The following is an 18810-nucleotide window of genomic DNA, read 5'->3' as shown; positions in this document are numbered from 1 at the left end:
TTCCCGTTATTGCACCAGTTGACCATCAAATACCCGCACGATGCGGTTGGAATGTTTGGCTTCTTGCTCATTGTGCGTCACCATCACAATGGTGGTGCCAGCCTGATTCAGCGCCAGCAATTGCGACATCACTTCGGCGCCCATCTGGCTATCGAGGTTACCGGTCGGCTCATCGGCCAGCAAAATTTGTGGCTCGCCAACCATCGCTCTGGCGATCGCCACCCGTTGTTGTTGACCGCCGGATAATTGGTTCGGGAAATGCTCCATCCGCGCCGTTAACCCGACTTTTTCCAACGCTGCTTTGGCTTTGGCACGCCTTTCAGCTGCTGGCATCTTGCGGTACAGCAGGGGCAGTTCGACATTGTCGATCACGCGTAGCTCGTTGATTAAATGAAAGCTTTGAAAAATAAAACCAAAGGTCTGGTTGCGTAGTTTCGCCACCTGACTATCGCTGTATTTGCCGAGCAGTTGGCCATTAATTTCAATCTGACCTGATGCTGGCCGGTCGAGTAAACCGATGATATTGAGCAAAGTACTTTTGCCGCAGCCGCTAGGACCCATAATGGATACGAATTCCCCAGCCTGGACCTGCAGGTTGATATTATCCAGCGCCCGCGTTTGTACTTTGTCGGTCTGGTAGTTTTTACTGATCGCACTGAGTTTAATCATTGGTAGTTCCCCTGTTAAAAGTGTTCGTGGCATGACGGTGCTGGTCATGCATGCGTTAGTCTGAAACCCGGATCTGGGTTAAATGCTGATAACTGTTGAGTTCGGAAATAATCAGTTCCATACCGGCAGTGGCGCCGCTCAGCACTTCAATTTGCCCTGAGTCGGCCAGGCCAAACTCCAGCATGGTTTTTTCGGCGACACCGTCTTTGAGCAGATATACCTGCTGCGCTCCGCTGCCTTTGATCGCCGTACCCCGTTCAACGATCAACGTCTGTTGTTTTTGCTGAGTAATAATATTGGCTTCAATCCGCAGTTTATTGCGTAATAGTGGATGGTTTGGCTGTTGCAAACTGACATAAAGCCGTACCGTACCATTGTTGATTTCCGGCAATATGGTTTGCACTTCCCCGATTAATGTTTCCTGATTGTAGGTTAGCCGCACTGGCTGACCGGGCTCTAGATAACGACTGTAAAAGTCCGATACCGACACTTCCACCCGGTAGTTATCCAGCTGGGCCAATTTGGCAACCAATTCGCCAGCCTGTATTGCGGTACCTTCGTCGGTCGGCAACCAGGTGAGCATGCCGGCAAACGGCGCTTTGACCTGGGTTCGATCCAGCACTCTTTGTTGTTGCGCCAGTTGTTTTTGGAAAATCGACTGTTGTAACCGGGCATTTTCCAGCGTGGCTTCGGTGGCTTTTTGGGTATCGACTATCGCTTCCTGCTGCTGTTTTAATTGCACTTCGGCCCGTTTCACCACCAGCTCGGCACTTTGTAAATCATCCTGCGAGGTAATCCCCAGCGCGCCGAGTTTCTGAAAACGAGAGAGTCGTACTCTGGAGCTGGCTAAGTCAAGTTGCAGTAACTCGATGTCGCTGCGTAATTTTTTCAGTTGTTGCTGCATCCCCACGGTCAGGCTCAGCATCAAGCTGTCTTGCTGGGCGATTTGCTCGCGCAGGTTTTCAATCGCCAGCTGCACATCATGATCATCCAGCTCCAGCAGCAGCTGATCTTTTTGCACGGTTTGGCCTGGTTTGACATGAATTTTACTGACACGGGTGCTGATGGGGCTGGCGACCTGCGCTTCATGCACCGGGATCACCAGTCCAGCGCCATTGATAGTATTGGCAATATCGCCGAGTTTAATAGTGGCGATACGCAGTTCGCTGCGTTGCAGTTCCGGGGTCAGCAGCCGATGTAAAAACCAGCCGGCCAGACTCAGACTGAGTGCCACCAAAGCACTGATGATAAACACACGTCGGCGCCGGGCTTGCAGCTGCTGCGGTTGAAGCGGTTGGTCCAAGATACAACTTCCTGAAGGACATTAAGTTGTAGGGTTATGGCAAGAAGCGCACCAGTTTTAAATTTTGTTTTTTGTTTAATTAAATCAGTGGCTTATTTGTTTTTGGTTGAGATTAAAATTCAGCAGACTGTGCGTAGTCGAACGCAGGGTGTCCGAAAGCGGACAGTGGGCACTGTGCCGTTATTCGCTGGAATATCCCAACCGAAAAATCCCCACTGGCACACCCCTTGCTCCATGTCCCTATAGCAATGCATTTTGCACCAAAACAGCTGTCGCCTGAATCCGCGTAGCTGGCATAAAAAAGATCAGGAGGACGATGCCGATGACAGCACCGATACACACCAGCAGTTTTAGTGGTTATCCCTTTACCGAGGGTTGTTATGACGAGCTGGTCGCGGCGACCGGTCAGCCGAGATTACCCGCTGCGGCAATTGCCCGTTTTATTGATAAACATGGTCGTGCCGAGCTGTTAGCCCGTCAACAGCTGTTAAATCAGACAATTAGCGCGATGGGCGTATGTTTCACTCTCTATAGCGAAGGGCAGAATATCGACCGAGGTTGGCCGCTGGATGTGATGCCGCGTACTATTCCTTTGTCGGAATGGCGCAAAACCAGTGCGGGTTTAACCCAGCGGTTGCAGGCGCTGAACCTGTTTATCGATGATTTGTATCACGAGCAAAAAGTGCTAAAAGACGGCATCCTGCCGGCTGATTTAGTGCTCGATTCGCGTAATTTTCTTGCACCATGTCGGGGCGTGTCGCCTCCTTTTGGCGTCTGGGCGCATATCTGTGGCACCGATTTAGTCCGCGATGAGACCGGGCGTTTTCTGGTGCTGGAAGATAATTTGCGGGTGCCGTCGGGCGTGTCGTATATGCTGGAAAACCGCACCGTGATGAAACGGGTGTTTCCGGAACTGTTCGCCGACTCAACCATAGTGCCGGTCGACGATTATCCGCATCAGCTGTGGAAAATGCTGGCCTCGCTTTCGCCAAGGCCGGGTGATGTGCCTTGTATCGTGTTGTTAACGCCCGGCATTTATAACTCAGCCTATTTTGAACATAGTTTTTTAGCGCAACAAATGGGCATTGAGCTGGCGGAAAATACCGATTTAACCGTCGAAGATGATGGTGTGTATTTACGCACTTTGCATGGCCGGCAAAAAGTGGATGTGATTTACCGCCGCGTTGACGACATTTTCCTCGATCCCACCGTGTTCCGGTCGGATTCAGTGCTTGGCGTGCCTGGGTTATTTAAAGCCTGGGCCAAGGGGCAAGTGGCGATTGCCAATGCGCCTGGCTCCGGGGTGGCTGACGACAAAGTGATTTATGCTTATGTGCCTAAAATTATTGAATATTATTTAGGCGAAAAACCATTGATCGACAATGTACCGACCTTTTTATGCTCGGATGAAAAAGATCGTGGTTATGTACTAGCGAACTTAGATCAGCTGGTGGTGAAACCGGCCAATGAATCCGGCGGTTATGGCATTTTGATTGGGCCACGTTCCACCCAGGTCGAAAGGGACGAGATGGCTGCCGCCATTATCGCTAACCCTCGCAATTTTATCGCCCAGCCAACCTTGGCGTTATCGACAGCACCAACCTTATGTGACGGCGAGCTGGAGCCGCGGCATTTGGATCTACGGCCTTTTATTTTGCAAGGACAAGACCTGTATTGCAGTACCGGCGGTTTAAGTCGGGTCGCGCTACGCAAAGGCTCTTTGGTGGTGAATTCGTCGCAGGGCGGTGGTAGTAAAGATACCTGGATCATCAATGATGAGGTGTAACTTATGTTATTAAAATCGGTAGAACATATTTTCTGGCTCGGTCGTTATTTAGAGCGGCTTGACGACACGGCCAGGCTGATTAACGCCACCAGTCACTTGCTGATCGACAGTCATCAGGATACGCAATTTGGCTGGCCAATTTTGCTTGAAGTGTTGGGACAGGACAGTAAAGCTATCTTGGGAACAGCAGCTGCGGCGGTGGATGGTGAACAAGGAAAACTGAGTGTCGCCGATACCGAAAAAGCGGTGATGGCGTATTTAATAAATGCAGCCGACAGCCCGGTGTCGATTTTGTATACCAGCAGTGCGCTGAAATACAATGCGCGCACCATCCGGCCACTTATTCCCCGTGATATGTGGGAAGAGCTGAATGCACTTGATTTGTTCCTGCAGCAAAACTGCAGCATGGCGGTGAGCCGACAGCAGCGTTATCAGCTGATGAGTGAAGTCAGCCGTCGTTGTCAGATGGTGGTTGGTGTATTGGACGGTACCATGCTGCGTAGCGAGGCCTTTGATTTGTTTAATATTGGCCGTCATGTTGAACGCGCCGATATGACCACCCGCATTATGGATGTGATGGTGCTACAGCAGTTACAACCCACCCAAATCAAAAGGCCGAAATTTCGTTGGACCTCGATTTTGAATGCCCTGGGCGGGGTGGAATCTTATCAGCATTATGTGGCGCATCAGGCGGCCGATGTCGATGCCATTGATTATCTGCTGACTTATGCCGATTTTCCGCGTTCTATTGCTTATTGTCTGAACAGAGTCGGTGCATCGGCACGTGGTTTACCGCATAGTGTTAGTATTTTGCAGCAGGTGTATCAGTTGCAGTCATTATTACAGCATCAGGCGTTAGCGGAATTATCGACCGAGCAATTGCATAGTCTGATTGATCATATTCAGGCTGGTATTATCAGTTTGCATCAGGCGATTTTGGCACCATGTCAGGCTCCACTGGCAGCGCAAACGCAGCAAAAGTCGGCCTGATGCTGCCGGACAAACAGCGACCGACAAATCGGCCCGCAAAAGGAACCATCGTATGAGCGCAGTGGATCGTCTGCAGTTCCATCAGCAGTTGCAGCATGAACTGCGTGAAAATGGTATTGATGGCGAGCCATGGCAAAGTGGCGCCCGTACGCTGGATGGTTCGCCCTGGCTGATCGATGAGGCGCAATGGCAACAGCTGGAACTGGGACTGGCGCAGCGCCACCGGTTGCTGGCTGCGGTGTTGGCCGATCTATATGGCCCGCAGCAATTGCTGCAAGACAATATCATCCCAGCTGATTTACTTTATCTTTCAGGCAATTATCTGTTGCCAGCCTGTGGACTATTCAACGTTGCCAATGCAGGGGCCGCACCCAGCGCCTGGTTGCCGTTATTGTCTGCCGATGTCGGCAAAAATGCTGCCGGTGAGTTTTGTGTGCTGGCGGATTTTAGCCAGTTGCCGGATGGCCTGGGCTATTTATTGGAACACCGGCTGGCGTTTAACCATTGTGGCAGTCAATTACCGGCACTCCCAAAAGCCCAGCTGGCCGGATTTTTTCGCCAGTTATTGCAGCTGTTACAACAACCTGCTGCCGATCGCAGTACCTTGGTGGGTTTATTGGCGCCGGTGGCGAAAAACGCCGGTTATTTTGAACAAGCATTCCTGGCTAATTATCTGGATATCGCGCTGGTGCATGGCGCGGATTTGATGTTTAAAGATGGTCGGCTCTGGCTAAAAACGCTGACCGGTTTGCAGCCGGTAGCCAGTTTATTACGCTATTTAGCCGATGCGAAAACCGATCCGCTGGAACTGGATCCATCTGGCAGTGGTTGCGCTGGCTTGCTGCAAAGTATTCGCCAGCAGCAATTATTTTGCGCCAATCCGCCGGGTACCAGTTTGTTGGATAGCGGCTTGTTATTGCCCTTTATGCCAGCCTTGTGCCAGGCGTTATTGGGCGAGCCATTATTATTGCCTTCGGCGCCGGCGTTGTGGCTTGGTGATGAAGTGCAGTTGCAGCAATTTTGGGCGGCACCTGCGAATTATCGGTTGGTGGATCAGCGGGATGGCCGACGCTATCACTTAAGTCGGTTAGTGGCAGATAAGACGGCAGTCGAGTCTTATACAGAACTCAAAGCCCAAATTAAGCAACAACCCGCCGCTTATATTGCCATCGAATTACAACCACTCAGTCAGCTAGCCTGCTGGCATCCGGCAGCAGGCGAACAAATGCTGGCAGGGCAATTGCGATTATTTAGTTTGTTGCAGCCGGAAAAAGTCAGTGTGTTGCCGGGGGCTTATGCCAGACTTGCCTTGGATGCCATGGCACTACAAAACGCCGAAGTGCCGCAGGCTGAGCTCACGGTAAAGGATGTCTGGGTGCTGGCGGATCGCGGTCAAACCAGCAGTTTGCTGCAAAGTAGCGTCCAGCAATTGTCGTTGTCACGGCAAAGTGGTTTGGTGCCAAGCCGGGTGGCTGACCATTTATTTTGGCTAGGGCGTTATAACGAAAGGTTAAATCTGATTTGTCGGGCGCTGCGCTCGGCGTTGCCGCTGATTGCCAATCCACAGGCTAATCCGCAGCATGCGCCGGAAGCAGGTGAAGATGCGCTGGCGTTGTTAAGATTTTGCCTGAAAGCCAATGGCAGTCAGTTGGTCGCTGCAGCGCATTTGTCTTTGCCGGATTTGATGGAACAAATGTTTGAGCCACAAAATTCGACCGGCATTGTCGCAGTGCTGAAACATCTGCTATTCAACGCGCAGTCAGTGCGGGAGTATTTCGGCGAAGATACCTGGTATGTATTAGATAAACTACAAAGCGCCATTTATCAGTGGCCGCAGCAATTAAAATGGCAACAACCGGCAGCGTTACTGCGCCAATTAGATGAAATCATTCTGCTGCAAACCGCTATTTATGGCTTGAACAATGAAACGATGAGCCGCACGCAGACGCTGCGGATGATGGATTTAGGCCAGCATCTGGAACGGGCGCTGCAAACCTCGGCGTTATTGCAAACAGTGTTCGTGCCGCAGCAACCAGCACCGCCGACCAGTGCGGCTTTGATGGAAGCGGTGCTACGGATGGCCGATACCTTAATGACGTATCGGCGGCGTTATCGCAGTGAACTCCACCCGTTGGCAATTATTGATTTGTTATTGCTGGACGATAGTACCCCCAGATCTGTGGGTTATCAGTGCGCCCGTATTCAGCGGCAATGTGCCAAATTACCGCAGCTGGCCGCATCAACGATGTTAAGTCCAGAGCAGCGGATTGCGCTGGAGCTGGTGTCGTTGTTACAACTGGCAGACCCCCAAAGTTTGTTTGATAGTGAACAACAAGCCACGCCAGCGCTTGGCATGTTGCTGAATCAGTTGCAGCACCGATTGCGCCAATTATCGGACAGCATAACCTTGTCGTACTTTAATCATGCGCAGCAGCACAGCGCCTGGCAGAGTTTTTGATGACAGTGCTTTTAATGAAGAAGCAAATGAAGCGGCGAGCAGCCAGTAACCGGAGCGTGCATGAAGTATCAGCTTAGCCATCTGACCCGCTACCAATATCAGCAGCCGATTGCCAATAGCTACAATTTGGCCTGTCTGCAACCGCGGCAATTGCCTTATCAGCAGGTGTTGCAAAGCTCAATTCAAGTGACACCTGTCGCCAGTGGCTTGTATTCGCATCTCGATAGTTTTGGCAATGTGCGGCATTTTATTCATTTGCAGAGCCCGCATCAGGAATTGTCGGTGTTGGCGTCTTCGATTGTTGAAGTGCAACCGCGTTATTTAGCCGGGCAATTGGCCAAAGGTGTGGATTTCGACCAGTTGCAGCATTGTTTTATCAACCAGTCGCCACACAACCAAATCCTGGCAAGCAAAGACCTGTTGTTAGCCCGGCAATGCCGTTTTGCCAGCCGGATGATCCCGTTGTTGCCAGGTGCCGCCGCTTTATGGGCGCAAGTGCAACAGCCACACCGGACTGTGCTGGAAAACGTCTCGGCATTAACATCGTTGATCTTTAACGAGTTTAGTTACGATCCAGAATTCAGTTCAGTGATAACGCCAGTCAGCGAAGTACTGGAACATCGGCGGGGTGTTTGTCAGGATTTTGCCCAGCTCGCGATCAGCTGCCTGCGCGCCGTGGGTATTCCGGCCCGTTATGTCAGCGGTTATCTGGAAACCCAGCCGCCAGAAGGCTTTGAGCGTTTGGTTGGCGCTGACGCCTCCCACGCTTGGTTTGCGGTTTATGATCCAGAGTTAGGTTGGGTCGATTTTGACCCGACCAATAATTTGCTACCGGATGAGCGGCATTTGACGCTGGCGTACGGCCGCGATTACGCCGATGTAGTGCCGCTCAAAGGCGTGTTGCAGGGATTAGGGGAGCATCTATTAGAAGTGGCAGTGGACGTAATGCCACTGCCTTAAACCTTGATCAAATTTGGCGTTTTAACTGATAAAGTAATTCCAGCGCCTGCCGTGGTGTTAAATCATCCACCGCCAACTGCCGCAATTGATCCAGTAACGGATGTTCAGCAGCTTCTAACAACAAACTTTGTTGCAGCGGTTGTGCGGCTGATGTTGGTTGCGCTGGCGTAGCTTGAAACGCAGGTGTCCCTTGCTCCAGCTGCGCTAACTTCTGTTTCGCCTGTTCAATCACTTTTTTCGGCACACCAGCCAGCTGCGCCACCTGCAAACCATAACTTTTGCTGGCCGCGCCATCCTGCACTTGATGCATAAACACAATATGTTCGTCATGCTCCACTGCATCCAGATGGATATTCACCACCCCCGGCAACAAACTGGCCAGTTCGGTCAGTTCAAAATAGTGCGTGGCAAACAGCGTCAGCGCTTTAAGCCGGGTCGCCAGATAATCAGCACAAGCCCAGGCCAGCGACAAACCATCATAAGTACTGGTGCCACGGCCGATTTCGTCCATCAACACTAAACTTTGCGCCGTGGCGTGGTGCAAAATGGTGGCGGTTTCGGTCATTTCCACCATAAAGGTCGAACGGCCGGACGCCAGATCGTCAGAAGCCCCAATCCGGGTAAAAATGCGATCCACCGGCCCTAAAGTCGCAGCTGCGGCTGGCACAAAACTACCAATATAAGCCATCAGCACTATTAGTGCAGTCTGGCGCATATAGGTCGATTTACCGCCCATATTCGGGCCTGTGACTAATAACATCCGGCGTTTGTCATGCATTGACAGCGGGTTGGCGATAAAAGGCTCGCTACTGACCGTTTCCACCACCGGATGGCGGCCCGCTTCAATCGTCAAGCCTGTGGTAGCCACCAGCTTCGGTTGTTGATAATTCAAGGTGATAGCGCGCTCGGCAAAATTGCTCAGCACGTCCAGTTCTGATAACTGCGAAGCTAACAGCTGCAATTCAGAAAGATAAGGCGCCGATAAATCAAACAGTTGATCATAAAGCTGTTTTTCTAACGCCAGGGCTTTACTTTGACTGCCAAGCACCTTGTCTTCGTATTCTTTCAGTTCCGGAATAATGTACCGCTCGTTGTTTTTTAGCGTTTGCCGACGAATGTAATCGGCCGGTACTGCATCGGCGGCGGCACGGCCGGTTTCGATAAAATAACCTGCGACCCGGTTAAAACCAACTTTCAGCGAGGCAATTCCGGTACGGGCTTTTTCGCGTTGTTCCAGCTGTTCCAGATAATCGGTAGCACCGGTGGCCAGCGCGCGCCACTGATCCAATTCTGCTGAATAACCATCGGCAATCACGCCACCATCGCGGATCAACACCGGCGGCGCTTCGATAATGGCGCGCTCAAGTAAAGTGCAAAGCTCTGGTAGTGGCTGACAATGCTGGCGGATTTGCGTTAAAAGCTGTGCTTGCAGTGGCGATAATGCTTGTTGCAACTGCGGCAGTTGCTGCAGCGCCTGGCGTAATCTGGCGAAATCGCGTGGCCGGGCGGAACGTAGCGCCAAGCGGGCGACAATACGCTCGATATCACCAATTTGTTTTAACTGCGGTTGTAGCTCGAGCCAATAATGCTGCAATTCTGCTACCGCCAGATGCCGCTGCGTAACCACCGACTGATCACGCAGCGGCGCATGGATCCAGCGTTTTAATAATCGACTGCCCATGGCGGTCTGACATTGGTCCAGCACCGAGGCCAGCGTTTGTTCAAACTGACCGTTTAAGCGTTGCGTCAGTTCCAGATTACGCCGGGTGGCGGCGTCGAGCACGATATGATCCTGCGAGCGTTCCAGCGCTATCGAGCGTAAATGTGGTAAGGCGCTACGCTGCGTATCTTTGACGTACTGCATCAGACAACCGGCCGCCATTAAAGCGACCGGTGCGTCATTCACGCCGAAACTTTGTAAATCGCGGGTACCAAATTGCTGGCATAACGCGCGTTCGCTGCTGGCAAGATCAAACTCCCACAGTGGCCGACGTCTGGCGCCTTTGCCTTTAATGATGTTATCCGGCAGCTGATGATCTTCGCTATACAGCAATTCTGCCGGATTTAATCTTTGTAATACGCCGTATAAATCATCCAGTTGTGATACTTGGGTCAGTAAAAAACGGCCGGAAGTTAAATCAAGATAGGCCAGCCCAAACTGGTTTTTCTGCTGATATAAAGCTGCGAGTAAATTATCTTGCCGCTCATTTAATAACGCTTCGTCGGTGACGGTGCCTGGCGTCACAATCCGCACTACTTTGCGCTCAACCGGGCCTTTGCTGGTCGCAGGGTCGCCAACTTGTTCACAAATCGCCACCGATTCGCCAAGGGCTACCAGTCGCGCCAAATAGTTTTCCATTGCATGATGCGGTACGCCCGCCATCGGGATCGGCGAACCTGCTGACTGGCCGCGTTTGGTCAGCGAAATATCCAACAACGCCGATGCTTTTTTCGCATCGTCGTAAAATAATTCGTAAAAATCACCCATCCGGTAAAACAGCAGAATGTCCGGATTTTCAGCCTTCAGGCCAAGGTACTGTTGCATCATCGGCGTGTGAGCGGGGAGAAATGTGCTGGAGGCTTGCTCGGTTTTTAGTTCTGACGGCATAATGAGGTTCTGTATTCCTGCATTGGACTAAAGATGACGGTTCCTGCCCAAACCCAGCTATTGGCGACTGAACTTGGTCAGCTATTATTACGGAAAAAATCCACTATCACCACTGCTGAATCCTGCACCGGCGGTGGTATCGCTTATAGCCTGACCGCCATTGCCGGCAGCTCCGCTTATCTTGATCGCAGTTTTATCACTTACAGCAATAAAGCCAAACAACAATTATTAGCGGTGAAAAGTGCCACTTTGCTGCAGTTTGGCGCGGTCAGCGAAGAAACCGTAGCGGAAATGGCGGTTGGCGCTGCTCAAGCGGCCAATGCGCAGGTGGCTGTGGCAGTGTCTGGCATTGCCGGACCAGATGGCGGCTCAACACTCAAACCTGTGGGGACTGTCTGTTTTGGCTTTTATGTATTCGGACATACGGTCACCACCAAATTACTGTTTCACGGTGATCGCTCAGCTGTTCGTCAACAGTCGATTGATTTTGCCCTGCAGCAACTGATTTTATTGTTGACAGAGGAAACGCATTCAACTACTGTATGAGCATACAGCATTTCATGCCTTTTCAGATTTTTAGCCGGAGATTCAGATGGACGACAACAAGCAAAAAGCACTGGCCGCAGCCTTAGGTCAAATTGAACGTCAGTTTGGTAAAGGTTCTATTATGCGGTTGGGGGACAGCACCGCGCTTGAGATCGATTTCATTCCAACAGGTTCATTAGGTCTGGATATCGCCCTCGGCATTGGCGGTTTACCGTGCGGCCGGATCGTCGAAATTTATGGCCCTGAATCTTCAGGTAAAACTACTTTAACACTGCAAGTGGTCGCTGAAGCACAAAAAATGGGTAAAACCTGTGCTTTTATCGATGCTGAACACGCTTTAGATCCACTATATGCCGCTAAGTTAGGTGTGAATGTTGCCGACTTACTGGTCTCGCAACCAGACACCGGTGAACAGGCGCTGGAAATTTGTGACATGTTAGTACGCTCAGCGGCAGTAGACGTGATCATCGTCGACTCGGTGGCTGCACTGACACCAAAAGCAGAAATTGAAGGCGACATGGGCGACAGCCACGTGGGTTTACAAGCGCGTTTAATGTCACAAGCGCTGCGTAAACTGACCGGTAATATCAAACGTTCGAACACTTTAGTTATTTTCATCAACCAAATCCGGATGAAAATTGGTGTGATGTTTGGTTCACCAGAAACCACCACCGGTGGTAACGCTTTAAAATTCTACGCTTCAGTGCGTCTGGATATTCGCCGTATCGGTTCAGTGAAAGAAGGCGACGAAGTTGTGGGTAACGAAACCCGCGTCAAAGTGGTGAAAAACAAAGTGGCGCCGCCGTTTAAACAAGCCGAATTTATTATTCAATATGGCTCTGGCATCAGTAAAAACGGCGAGTTGATTGACTTAGGTGTGAATGAAAAGCTGATTGATAAAGCCGGTGCCTGGTATGCCTATAAAGGCAACAAAATTGGTCAAGGTAAAGCGAACTCAATGAAGTTCCTGCAAGACAACCCAGCCATTGCGCTTGAAATTGAAACAGAACTGCGTAGCCGCTTGTTGTTAGCTGCGAAAAAAGGTACCGCGGCGGTGATTGAAGATGTCGCTGCCGAAGTGGAAGAGTTTGAAGAGCTGTAAAAACTTTAAGGCCGCTATCACAGCGGTCGGATTGAGTTCCAGTGTACTGACACTTTAACCTTTGATAAAAAACCAGCTGCGGCTGGTTTTTTTATGTCCAGTAAAAATTGAATACGAGTAAATGTGGAGCTCGGTTAAAGCGTCAGTTGACGATTTTTGGAGTATTTAAAATATTGTACTGCGCATGGTTCACCAAAAAACCGGCTCTGGTATAAATCAGCTCAATTTTCCCGGTGGATCGCAGTTGTTTTAATCCGGCATTTAAAGCGCTAAATGCCGCTTTCCCTTGTGGATGATTGCGGCTAATCACGAAGTGCCGACTGTCGTTTAACAGCACGGCTAGTTTTGGCACCATTTTTAAATGGATTTTTTCCAACTGATAATGACCGCTTGGCGCGTTAAATAATGGCATCAGCATAAAATCAACCCACTGCATATGCACCATCCTGGCTTGGCTTAACCATTCGTCTTCGCGCACCAATTTTTTTAATGGCAAGGTTGATAATGTCTGCCAATCCGTTTGCCATTTTGGCGTCGACACTGCGGTCAGCTCTGCCAATTGGTCAACCGATGTTACAGCGAATACTTTTTTATTGTTTGGGCTGGCAAACATTCCCGCCAGATACTGACCTTTTTTGATCACCGGATCGCTGATGTAAATTTTGTCAGCAATCGCCTTGGCATCAGTCAGCCAATAACTGTCAAAACTTAACAGCAACTCGCCATTTTCCAGCATTTTGGTATTTCGAAAATTGACCTTGCCCGGAATGTAATTGAATTTTTTCTGAAAACCACCGAGTGCCAATGCCTGTTGCAGCACCACCATATCGGCGACATCCCGCCGCAGATAGGGACTGTTAAATTCGGTGATCGACAACACATCACGGCCATCAACAAATTTTAGATAGTCTTCATACACATCATCCCGGATATAAATATCGATCTGCTCTGTCGCTGTAACTGCAGACAGCCAAAAAAACAGTGCAATCGCCAAGCTATTACGAAAATGGGACATCTGTGATTCTCGTTGAACGACCTTTCCAAAGCATAGAGGTGTGCTGTGTATCTGCCAATTTTTATTTAGCCATCTAAACGTGTAGAAGTTGACTTTCTCGCTGTTTTTCGCCAAAGTAGCAGCACTTTTATCCTGTGTGGAGCTGTTATGCCAATTAAAGTTATTGATCAATTACCTGCCGTCGAAGCTTTGTCTGCGGAAAATGTATTTGTGATGACTGAAAGCAGGGCGGCTCAGCAAGATATTCGACCGTTGAAAATTGCCATTCTGAATTTAATGCCAAATAAGGTAACCACCGAAATTCAGTTGTTACGGCTGTTGGCAAATAGCCCGTTGCAGGTCGATATTGATCTGATCCGGTTGGATAATCATGTCAGCAAACATACCCCGGAAAGTCATCTGAATTGTTTTTATAAGTATTTTTCTGATGTACAACAGCAAAACTACGACGGTTTGATTATCACGGGTGCTCCTTTAGGGCTAGTTGACTACGAAGATGTTAGTTACTGGCCACAATTGTCAGAAATTCTGGCCTGGGCTGATCGGCATGTCACTTCGACCTTGTTCTTATGCTGGGCGGCGCATGCGGCTTTGTACTATTACTATGGTTTACAACGGGAAATTCGTGGCGACAAATTATCCGGCGTCTACTGGCAAGACGTAGTGCAACCGTTAAGCCCGCTGGTGCGAGGCTTTGACGATATGTTTTTAGTGCCGCATTCACGGTATGCCCAGGTGCCGAAGCAAAAATACCAGCAACATCCCGATATTCATGTGTTGGCAGAAGCCGATGTAACCGGCGCATATTTATTACAAAATAGCAGTGGCAGCCGGGTGTTTGTGACGGGGCACCCTGAATATGACCTCAGCACCTTAAACGACGAATATCAACGCGATGTCGGTGCTGGTCTGGATCCAAAAATTCCTGAAAATTACTTCAAACAGAACGATCCAGCAAAAGGGCCGCAGAAACTGTGGCAAAGTCATGCCTTTTTATTGTTCAGCAACTGGCTGAACTATTATGTCTATCAGGCGACGCCATTTGATATCCAACAAATTGGCCAGGAGCGGGTGCAATGAGCAGTAAGCCAACAACAGCCAGATTGACGCCAGCGGCGCTTTCCACTTTATTATCAACCCGAATTTTAGTGCTGGATGGCGCTATGGGCACGATGATCCAGTCATATCAGTTACAGGAAGCTGATTATCGCGGCGATGAGTTTGCCAATTGGCCATCCGATCTCAAAGGCAATAACGATTTATTGGTATTGAGCAAACCAGACGTGATTTTGGAAATCCACCGCCAGTATCTGGCTGCGGGTGCAGACATTCTCGAAACCAACAGTTTTAACGCCACACCCATTGCGATGGCTGATTATGATATGTCGCATCTGTCGGCACGCATTAACCGGGAATCGGCGGCTTTAGCACGCAAGGCTTGTGATGAATTTACTGCTTTAACACCGGACAAACCGCGTTATGTCGCAGGCGTGTTAGGCCCAACCAATCGCACCGCATCGATTTCGCCGGACGTGAACGACCCGGGTTATCGTAATGTCGATTTTGATACTTTGGTCGCTGCTTACACGGAGTCGACGCATGCTTTAATTGAAGGTGGCGCCGACATCATTATGCTCGAAACCATTTTTGATACTTTAAATGCCAAAGCAGCTGCTTTTGCCGTACTGCAAGTCTTTGATGAAATTGGCTATAAATTACCAGTGATGATTTCCGGTACTATCACCGACGCTTCCGGCCGCACCTTATCCGGCCAAACCACCGAAGCCTTTTACAATTCGCTGGCGCATGTGGAGCCTGTCACCTTTGGCTTAAATTGCGCTTTAGGCCCGGATTTATTAAGGCCTTATGTCGAAACTTTATCCGGCATTTCAGAATGTTATGTCTCAGTGCACCCTAATGCCGGTTTGCCGAATGAATTTGGCGAATACGATTTAGGCGCCGTTGAGATGGCGGCAGAAATTAAAGACTGGGCGGCGCAAGGTTTCTTAAATATTGTGGGTGGTTGTTGTGGCACCACGCCAGAGCATATTAAAGCCATCAGTGACGTGGTTGCTGGCGTAAAACCGCGCCAACCGAAAGCCGTGTCGCATCAGTTTAATCTGGCCGGCCTTGAAGCCTTTTCGTTGGAGTGGTAATGCAACAAGTCAGATTTATCAACATTGGTGAACGCACCAACGTCACCGGCTCAGCCCGTTTTAAAAAGCTCATTCTCGACGGCAAGTACGAAGCGGCACTGCAGGTCGCCCGGCAACAAGTCGAAAGCGGCGCGCAAATTATCGATATCAATATGGACGAGGCGATGCTCGACAGCAAAGCCGCTATGGTCCGTTACCTGAATTTACTGGCGTCTGAGCCGGACATTTCCCGCGTGCCGATTATGGTCGATTCCTCCAAATGGGAAGTGATTGAAGCTGCGCTGAAATGCATTCAGGGAAAAGCAGTGGTCAATTCCATTTCGCTGAAAGAGGGTGAAGCGCAATTTTTACATCAGGCGAAATTGCTGCGTCGTTATGGTGCTGCCGTGGTGGTGATGGCGTTTGATGAAGTAGGGCAGGCCGACACGCAAAAACGCAAAGTCGAAATTTGCCAACGCGCTTATAAAATCCTGGTCGAACAAATTGGTTTTCCGCCACAAGACATCATCTTTGACCCAAATATTTTTGCCGTGGCGACAGGCATTGAAGAGCACAATAACTACGCCGTCGATTTTATTGAAGCGACTCGTGAGATCAAAAAGCTCTGCCCATACGCCAAAATTTCCGGTGGTGTTTCCAATGTGTCGTTTTCATTTCGCGGCAACGATCCGGTGCGCGAAGCCATTCACTCGGTGTTTTTATATCATGCCATCAAAGCCGGCATGGACATGGGCATCGTCAACGCCGGTCAATTGGCGGTTTATGACGATATCCCTGAGTTGCTGCGGGAGCGGGTCGAGGATGTGATCCTCAATCGTCGTGATGATGCCACTGAACGTTTGTTGGAAATCGCCGCGCAATTTAAAGGCGATGGCAGCGTTGCAGTCAAAGAAGACGAAGCCTGGCGCAGCTGGCCGGTCAGTAAAAGGTTGGAGCATGCACTCGTTAAAGGGATTACCGATTTCATCGATATCGACACCGAAGAAGCTCGCTTGCAAGTCGATCGGCCACTCCATGTGATTGAAGGTCCACTGATGGACGGCATGAACGTGGTTGGCGATTTATTTGGTGAAGGCAAGATGTTCCTGCCGCAAGTGGTGAAATCTGCCCGGGTGATGAAAAAAGCAGTGGCTTATCTGCAACCTTATATAGAGTTGGAAAAAGCCGGCACCGGCGCTCGAGCGCAAGGTAAAGTGCTGATGGCGACCGTCAAAGGCGATGTGCATGATATCGGTAAGAATATTGTTGGTGTGGTACTGCAGTGTAATAACTATGAAGTAATTGATTTAGGTGTAATGGTGCCTTGCGCGACCTTATTGCAAAAGGCCAAGGAACTGAATGTCGATATCATTGGTTTATCGGGTTTAATCACGCCGTCATTGGATGAAATGGTACATGTGGCGAAAGAGATGACGCGGCTTGGTTTTACCATTCCGCTATTAATAGGTGGCGCCACCACATCAAAAGCCCATACCGCTATTAAAATTGCGCCTAACTATCAACACGGCGTGGTCTATGTACCCAATGCATCGCGCAGTGTGTCGGTTGTGCAATCATTGATTAGTGCCACACAAAAACCAGATTATCTGGCGCGAGTGAATGACGAATATCGCCGTGCTGTAGAACAACATCAACGCGCCCGCCCTGGTGAGAAGATGCTAACGCTCGCTGAGGCGCGCGATAATAAATTCCAATTGGATTTAACCAAAGTTGCGCCAGCGCCGAAAAAGCCAGGCATTCATATCTGGCAAGATGTTGACCTGCAGACATTGCGCGAGTTTATCGATTGGACGCCGTTCTTTTTAACCTGGCAGTTGTCCGGTCGGTATCCGGCGATCCTAAATCACCCGGAAGTTGGCATCGAAGCGCGCAAGGTATTTCAGGATGCCAATGACATGCTGGATCTGATGATTGGTTCGCGCAAAGTCACAGGCCGGGCCATTTTCGGTCTGTTCCCGGCCAATAGTGAAGGCGACGACATTATTGTTTATACCGATGAAAGCCGCAGCGTCGAAAAACACCGTTTATATAATCTGCGTCAGCAACTGCAGTTGCGTAACAACGCACCGAATAGCTGTTTAGGGGATTTTGTCGCGCCAGCCACTTCTGGCATTGCCGACTATATAGGTGCTTTTGCTGTCAGTACCGGTTATGGCGCTGATGAGTTTGCCGCTGAGTTTGCAGCCGCGCACGATGACTACAACAGTATTATGGTGAAAGCTCTGGCTGACCGCTTGGCCGAAGCTTTAGCTGAGTACCTGCATCAACAAGTACGCAAAGACTATTGGGGTTATGCCGCAGATGAAACATTGGATAACGAAGCGCTGATCCGCGAAGCTTACCAGGGCATTCGTCCGGCGCCGGGATATCCGGCTTGTCCGGAGCACACCGAAAAAGGCACTTTGTTTGAAATGCTCAATGTCACACCAGAGATTGGCCTGGAGCTCACTGAAAGTTACGCCATGTGGCCAGGCGCTGCCGTATCAGGCTGGTACTTTGCTCATCCGGATAGTAAGTACTTTGCGGTAAGTAAAATAGCGGACGATCAATTATTGGATTACGCCGCCCGCAAAAACTTCAGCAAAGAACAAGCTGAGATGTGGTTAGCGCCTAATTTGCGCTGACACGTTTCTCTTTATATATAAAGCAGAGAAAAGGATTTCTCGCTGAAATGCAGTTTTGTACCGGGTTTGGTGTTGAAAATGCCGGTTAAAAATACAAGTTGTTTGTTTAATGCGCGGTTGAATTCAAAATGTCATATTTCTTCAAATTCCCGCTTGCGCCATTTCAAATACGCCCTATAATGCGCGCCATGCCACGGTGAGCAGCGAAAGCAGCGAACTGAGTGAGTTTAAAGTGAAATGAAAAAAGTCGATAAAAAGACGCTTGACACGAACTTAAAACTGACTAAAATGGCCGCCTCGCAGCGACGAGGGGTTGAGAAGCCCGAAAGTCGAAGTGAGGCAGAAAAGCCTTCGGGGTTTTCAAAGCAAGTCAGGTTGAGCAGCAGAGCTCATTGAAATAGTGAATTCTGCTGCTTGACTTAAATTCTGGGAAGTGTAACATACGCCTCCCGCTTCGAAGTCGAAGCACGCTCTTTAACAATTAGCAATCAATCATCTGTGTGGGCACTCGTGAAAGAAGATTCGCAAAACGAATTAACTGAGTATGAGTGACCAGATAGTAAAATATTTAGTCAGTAATACTGAGCATGTCA

Annotated in this window: 11 protein-coding genes and 1 pseudogene; 8 read left to right on the top strand and 4 right to left on the bottom strand. The window is 49.7% G+C overall.

The genetic code is table 11. From position 1 onward, the window contains the following. Window positions 1–6: 6 nt before the first annotated feature. Together A5320_RS15685 and A5320_RS15680 are read right to left on the bottom strand one after the other, a co-directional pair. A complete protein-coding gene (locus A5320_RS15685; protein WP_068066928.1) occupies window positions 7–669 on the bottom strand; it encodes an ABC transporter ATP-binding protein in 663 nt (220 codons plus the stop codon). A 55-nt stretch (window positions 670–724) separates the two neighbouring features. Further along, window positions 725–1972, bottom strand: coding sequence for an efflux RND transporter periplasmic adaptor subunit (locus A5320_RS15680; protein ID WP_068066926.1), 1248 nt, complete (start codon window positions 1970–1972; stop codon window positions 725–727). A gap of 322 nt (window positions 1973–2294) precedes the next feature. Here A5320_RS15680 and A5320_RS15675 point away from each other — a divergent pair, with 322 nt between their 5' ends. The 4 genes from A5320_RS15675 to A5320_RS15660 are packed head-to-tail and all read left to right on the top strand — an operon-like array spanning window position 2295 to window position 8166. Continuing rightward, entirely contained in the window at window positions 2295–3758 is a 1464-nt protein-coding gene (locus A5320_RS15675; protein ID WP_068068081.1) for a circularly permuted type 2 ATP-grasp protein, read from the top strand. A 3-nt stretch (window positions 3759–3761) separates the two neighbouring features. Further along, entirely contained in the window at window positions 3762–4748 is a 987-nt protein-coding gene (locus A5320_RS15670; protein ID WP_068066924.1) for an alpha-E domain-containing protein, read from the top strand. Window positions 4749–4800: 52 nt separating this feature from the next. Next, complete coding sequence (locus A5320_RS15665) at window positions 4801–7206, top strand: circularly permuted type 2 ATP-grasp protein (RefSeq protein WP_068066921.1); 2406 nt, start codon at window positions 4801–4803, stop codon at window positions 7204–7206. Between the two features lie 60 nt (window positions 7207–7266). Continuing rightward, window positions 7267–8166 carry a transglutaminase family protein gene (locus A5320_RS15660; RefSeq protein WP_068066917.1) on the top strand — a complete coding sequence of 300 codons (900 nt, stop codon included), beginning with the start codon at window positions 7267–7269 and terminating at the stop codon, window positions 8164–8166. 7 nt (window positions 8167–8173) lie between these two features. Here the strand turns inward: A5320_RS15660 and mutS are convergent, their stop codons facing one another. Then, complete coding sequence (gene mutS / locus A5320_RS15655) at window positions 8174–10774, bottom strand: DNA mismatch repair protein MutS (RefSeq protein ID WP_068066914.1); 2601 nt, start codon at window positions 10772–10774, stop codon at window positions 8174–8176. A 33-nt stretch (window positions 10775–10807) separates the two neighbouring features. On the opposite strand from mutS, the gene A5320_RS15650 reads away from it, so the two are divergent. Beyond that, entirely contained in the window at window positions 10808–11320 is a 513-nt protein-coding gene (locus A5320_RS15650; protein WP_068066911.1) for a nicotinamide-nucleotide amidohydrolase family protein, read from the top strand. Window positions 11321–11366: 46 nt separating this feature from the next. Then, the gene (gene recA, locus A5320_RS15645; RefSeq protein WP_068066909.1) at window positions 11367–12422 is read left to right on the top strand and encodes a recombinase RecA; all 1056 of its coding nucleotides are present in this window, start codon (window positions 11367–11369) and stop codon (window positions 12420–12422) included. Between the two features lie 142 nt (window positions 12423–12564). Here recA and A5320_RS15640 read toward each other — a convergent pair whose 3' ends face one another. Further along, on the bottom strand, window positions 12565–13437 hold the full coding sequence (locus tag A5320_RS15640) for a hypothetical protein (protein WP_068066902.1): 873 nt from the start codon (window positions 13435–13437) through the stop codon (window positions 12565–12567). Window positions 13438–13584: 147 nt separating this feature from the next. Between A5320_RS15640 and metA the strand changes: the two genes are divergently transcribed. Together metA and metH are read left to right on the top strand one after the other, a co-directional pair. Beyond that, window positions 13585–14517: a homoserine O-acetyltransferase MetA gene (metA, locus tag A5320_RS15635; protein WP_068066899.1), complete on the top strand. Its 933-nt coding sequence runs from the start codon at window positions 13585–13587 to the stop codon at window positions 14515–14517. Beyond that, window positions 14514–18217: pseudogene (metH, locus tag A5320_RS15630) on the top strand (methionine synthase). Before metA ends, metH begins: the two are co-directional and overlap by 4 nt. Window positions 18218–18810: the final 593 nt, after the last annotated feature.

Origin of the sequence: Rheinheimera sp. SA_1, assembly GCF_001669775.1 — a bacterium.
GTDB lineage: Bacteria > Pseudomonadota > Gammaproteobacteria > Enterobacterales > Alteromonadaceae > Pararheinheimera.
The sequence above is the reverse complement of the archived record's forward strand: the minus strand, read 5'-3'. Positions and strand labels throughout refer to the sequence as shown.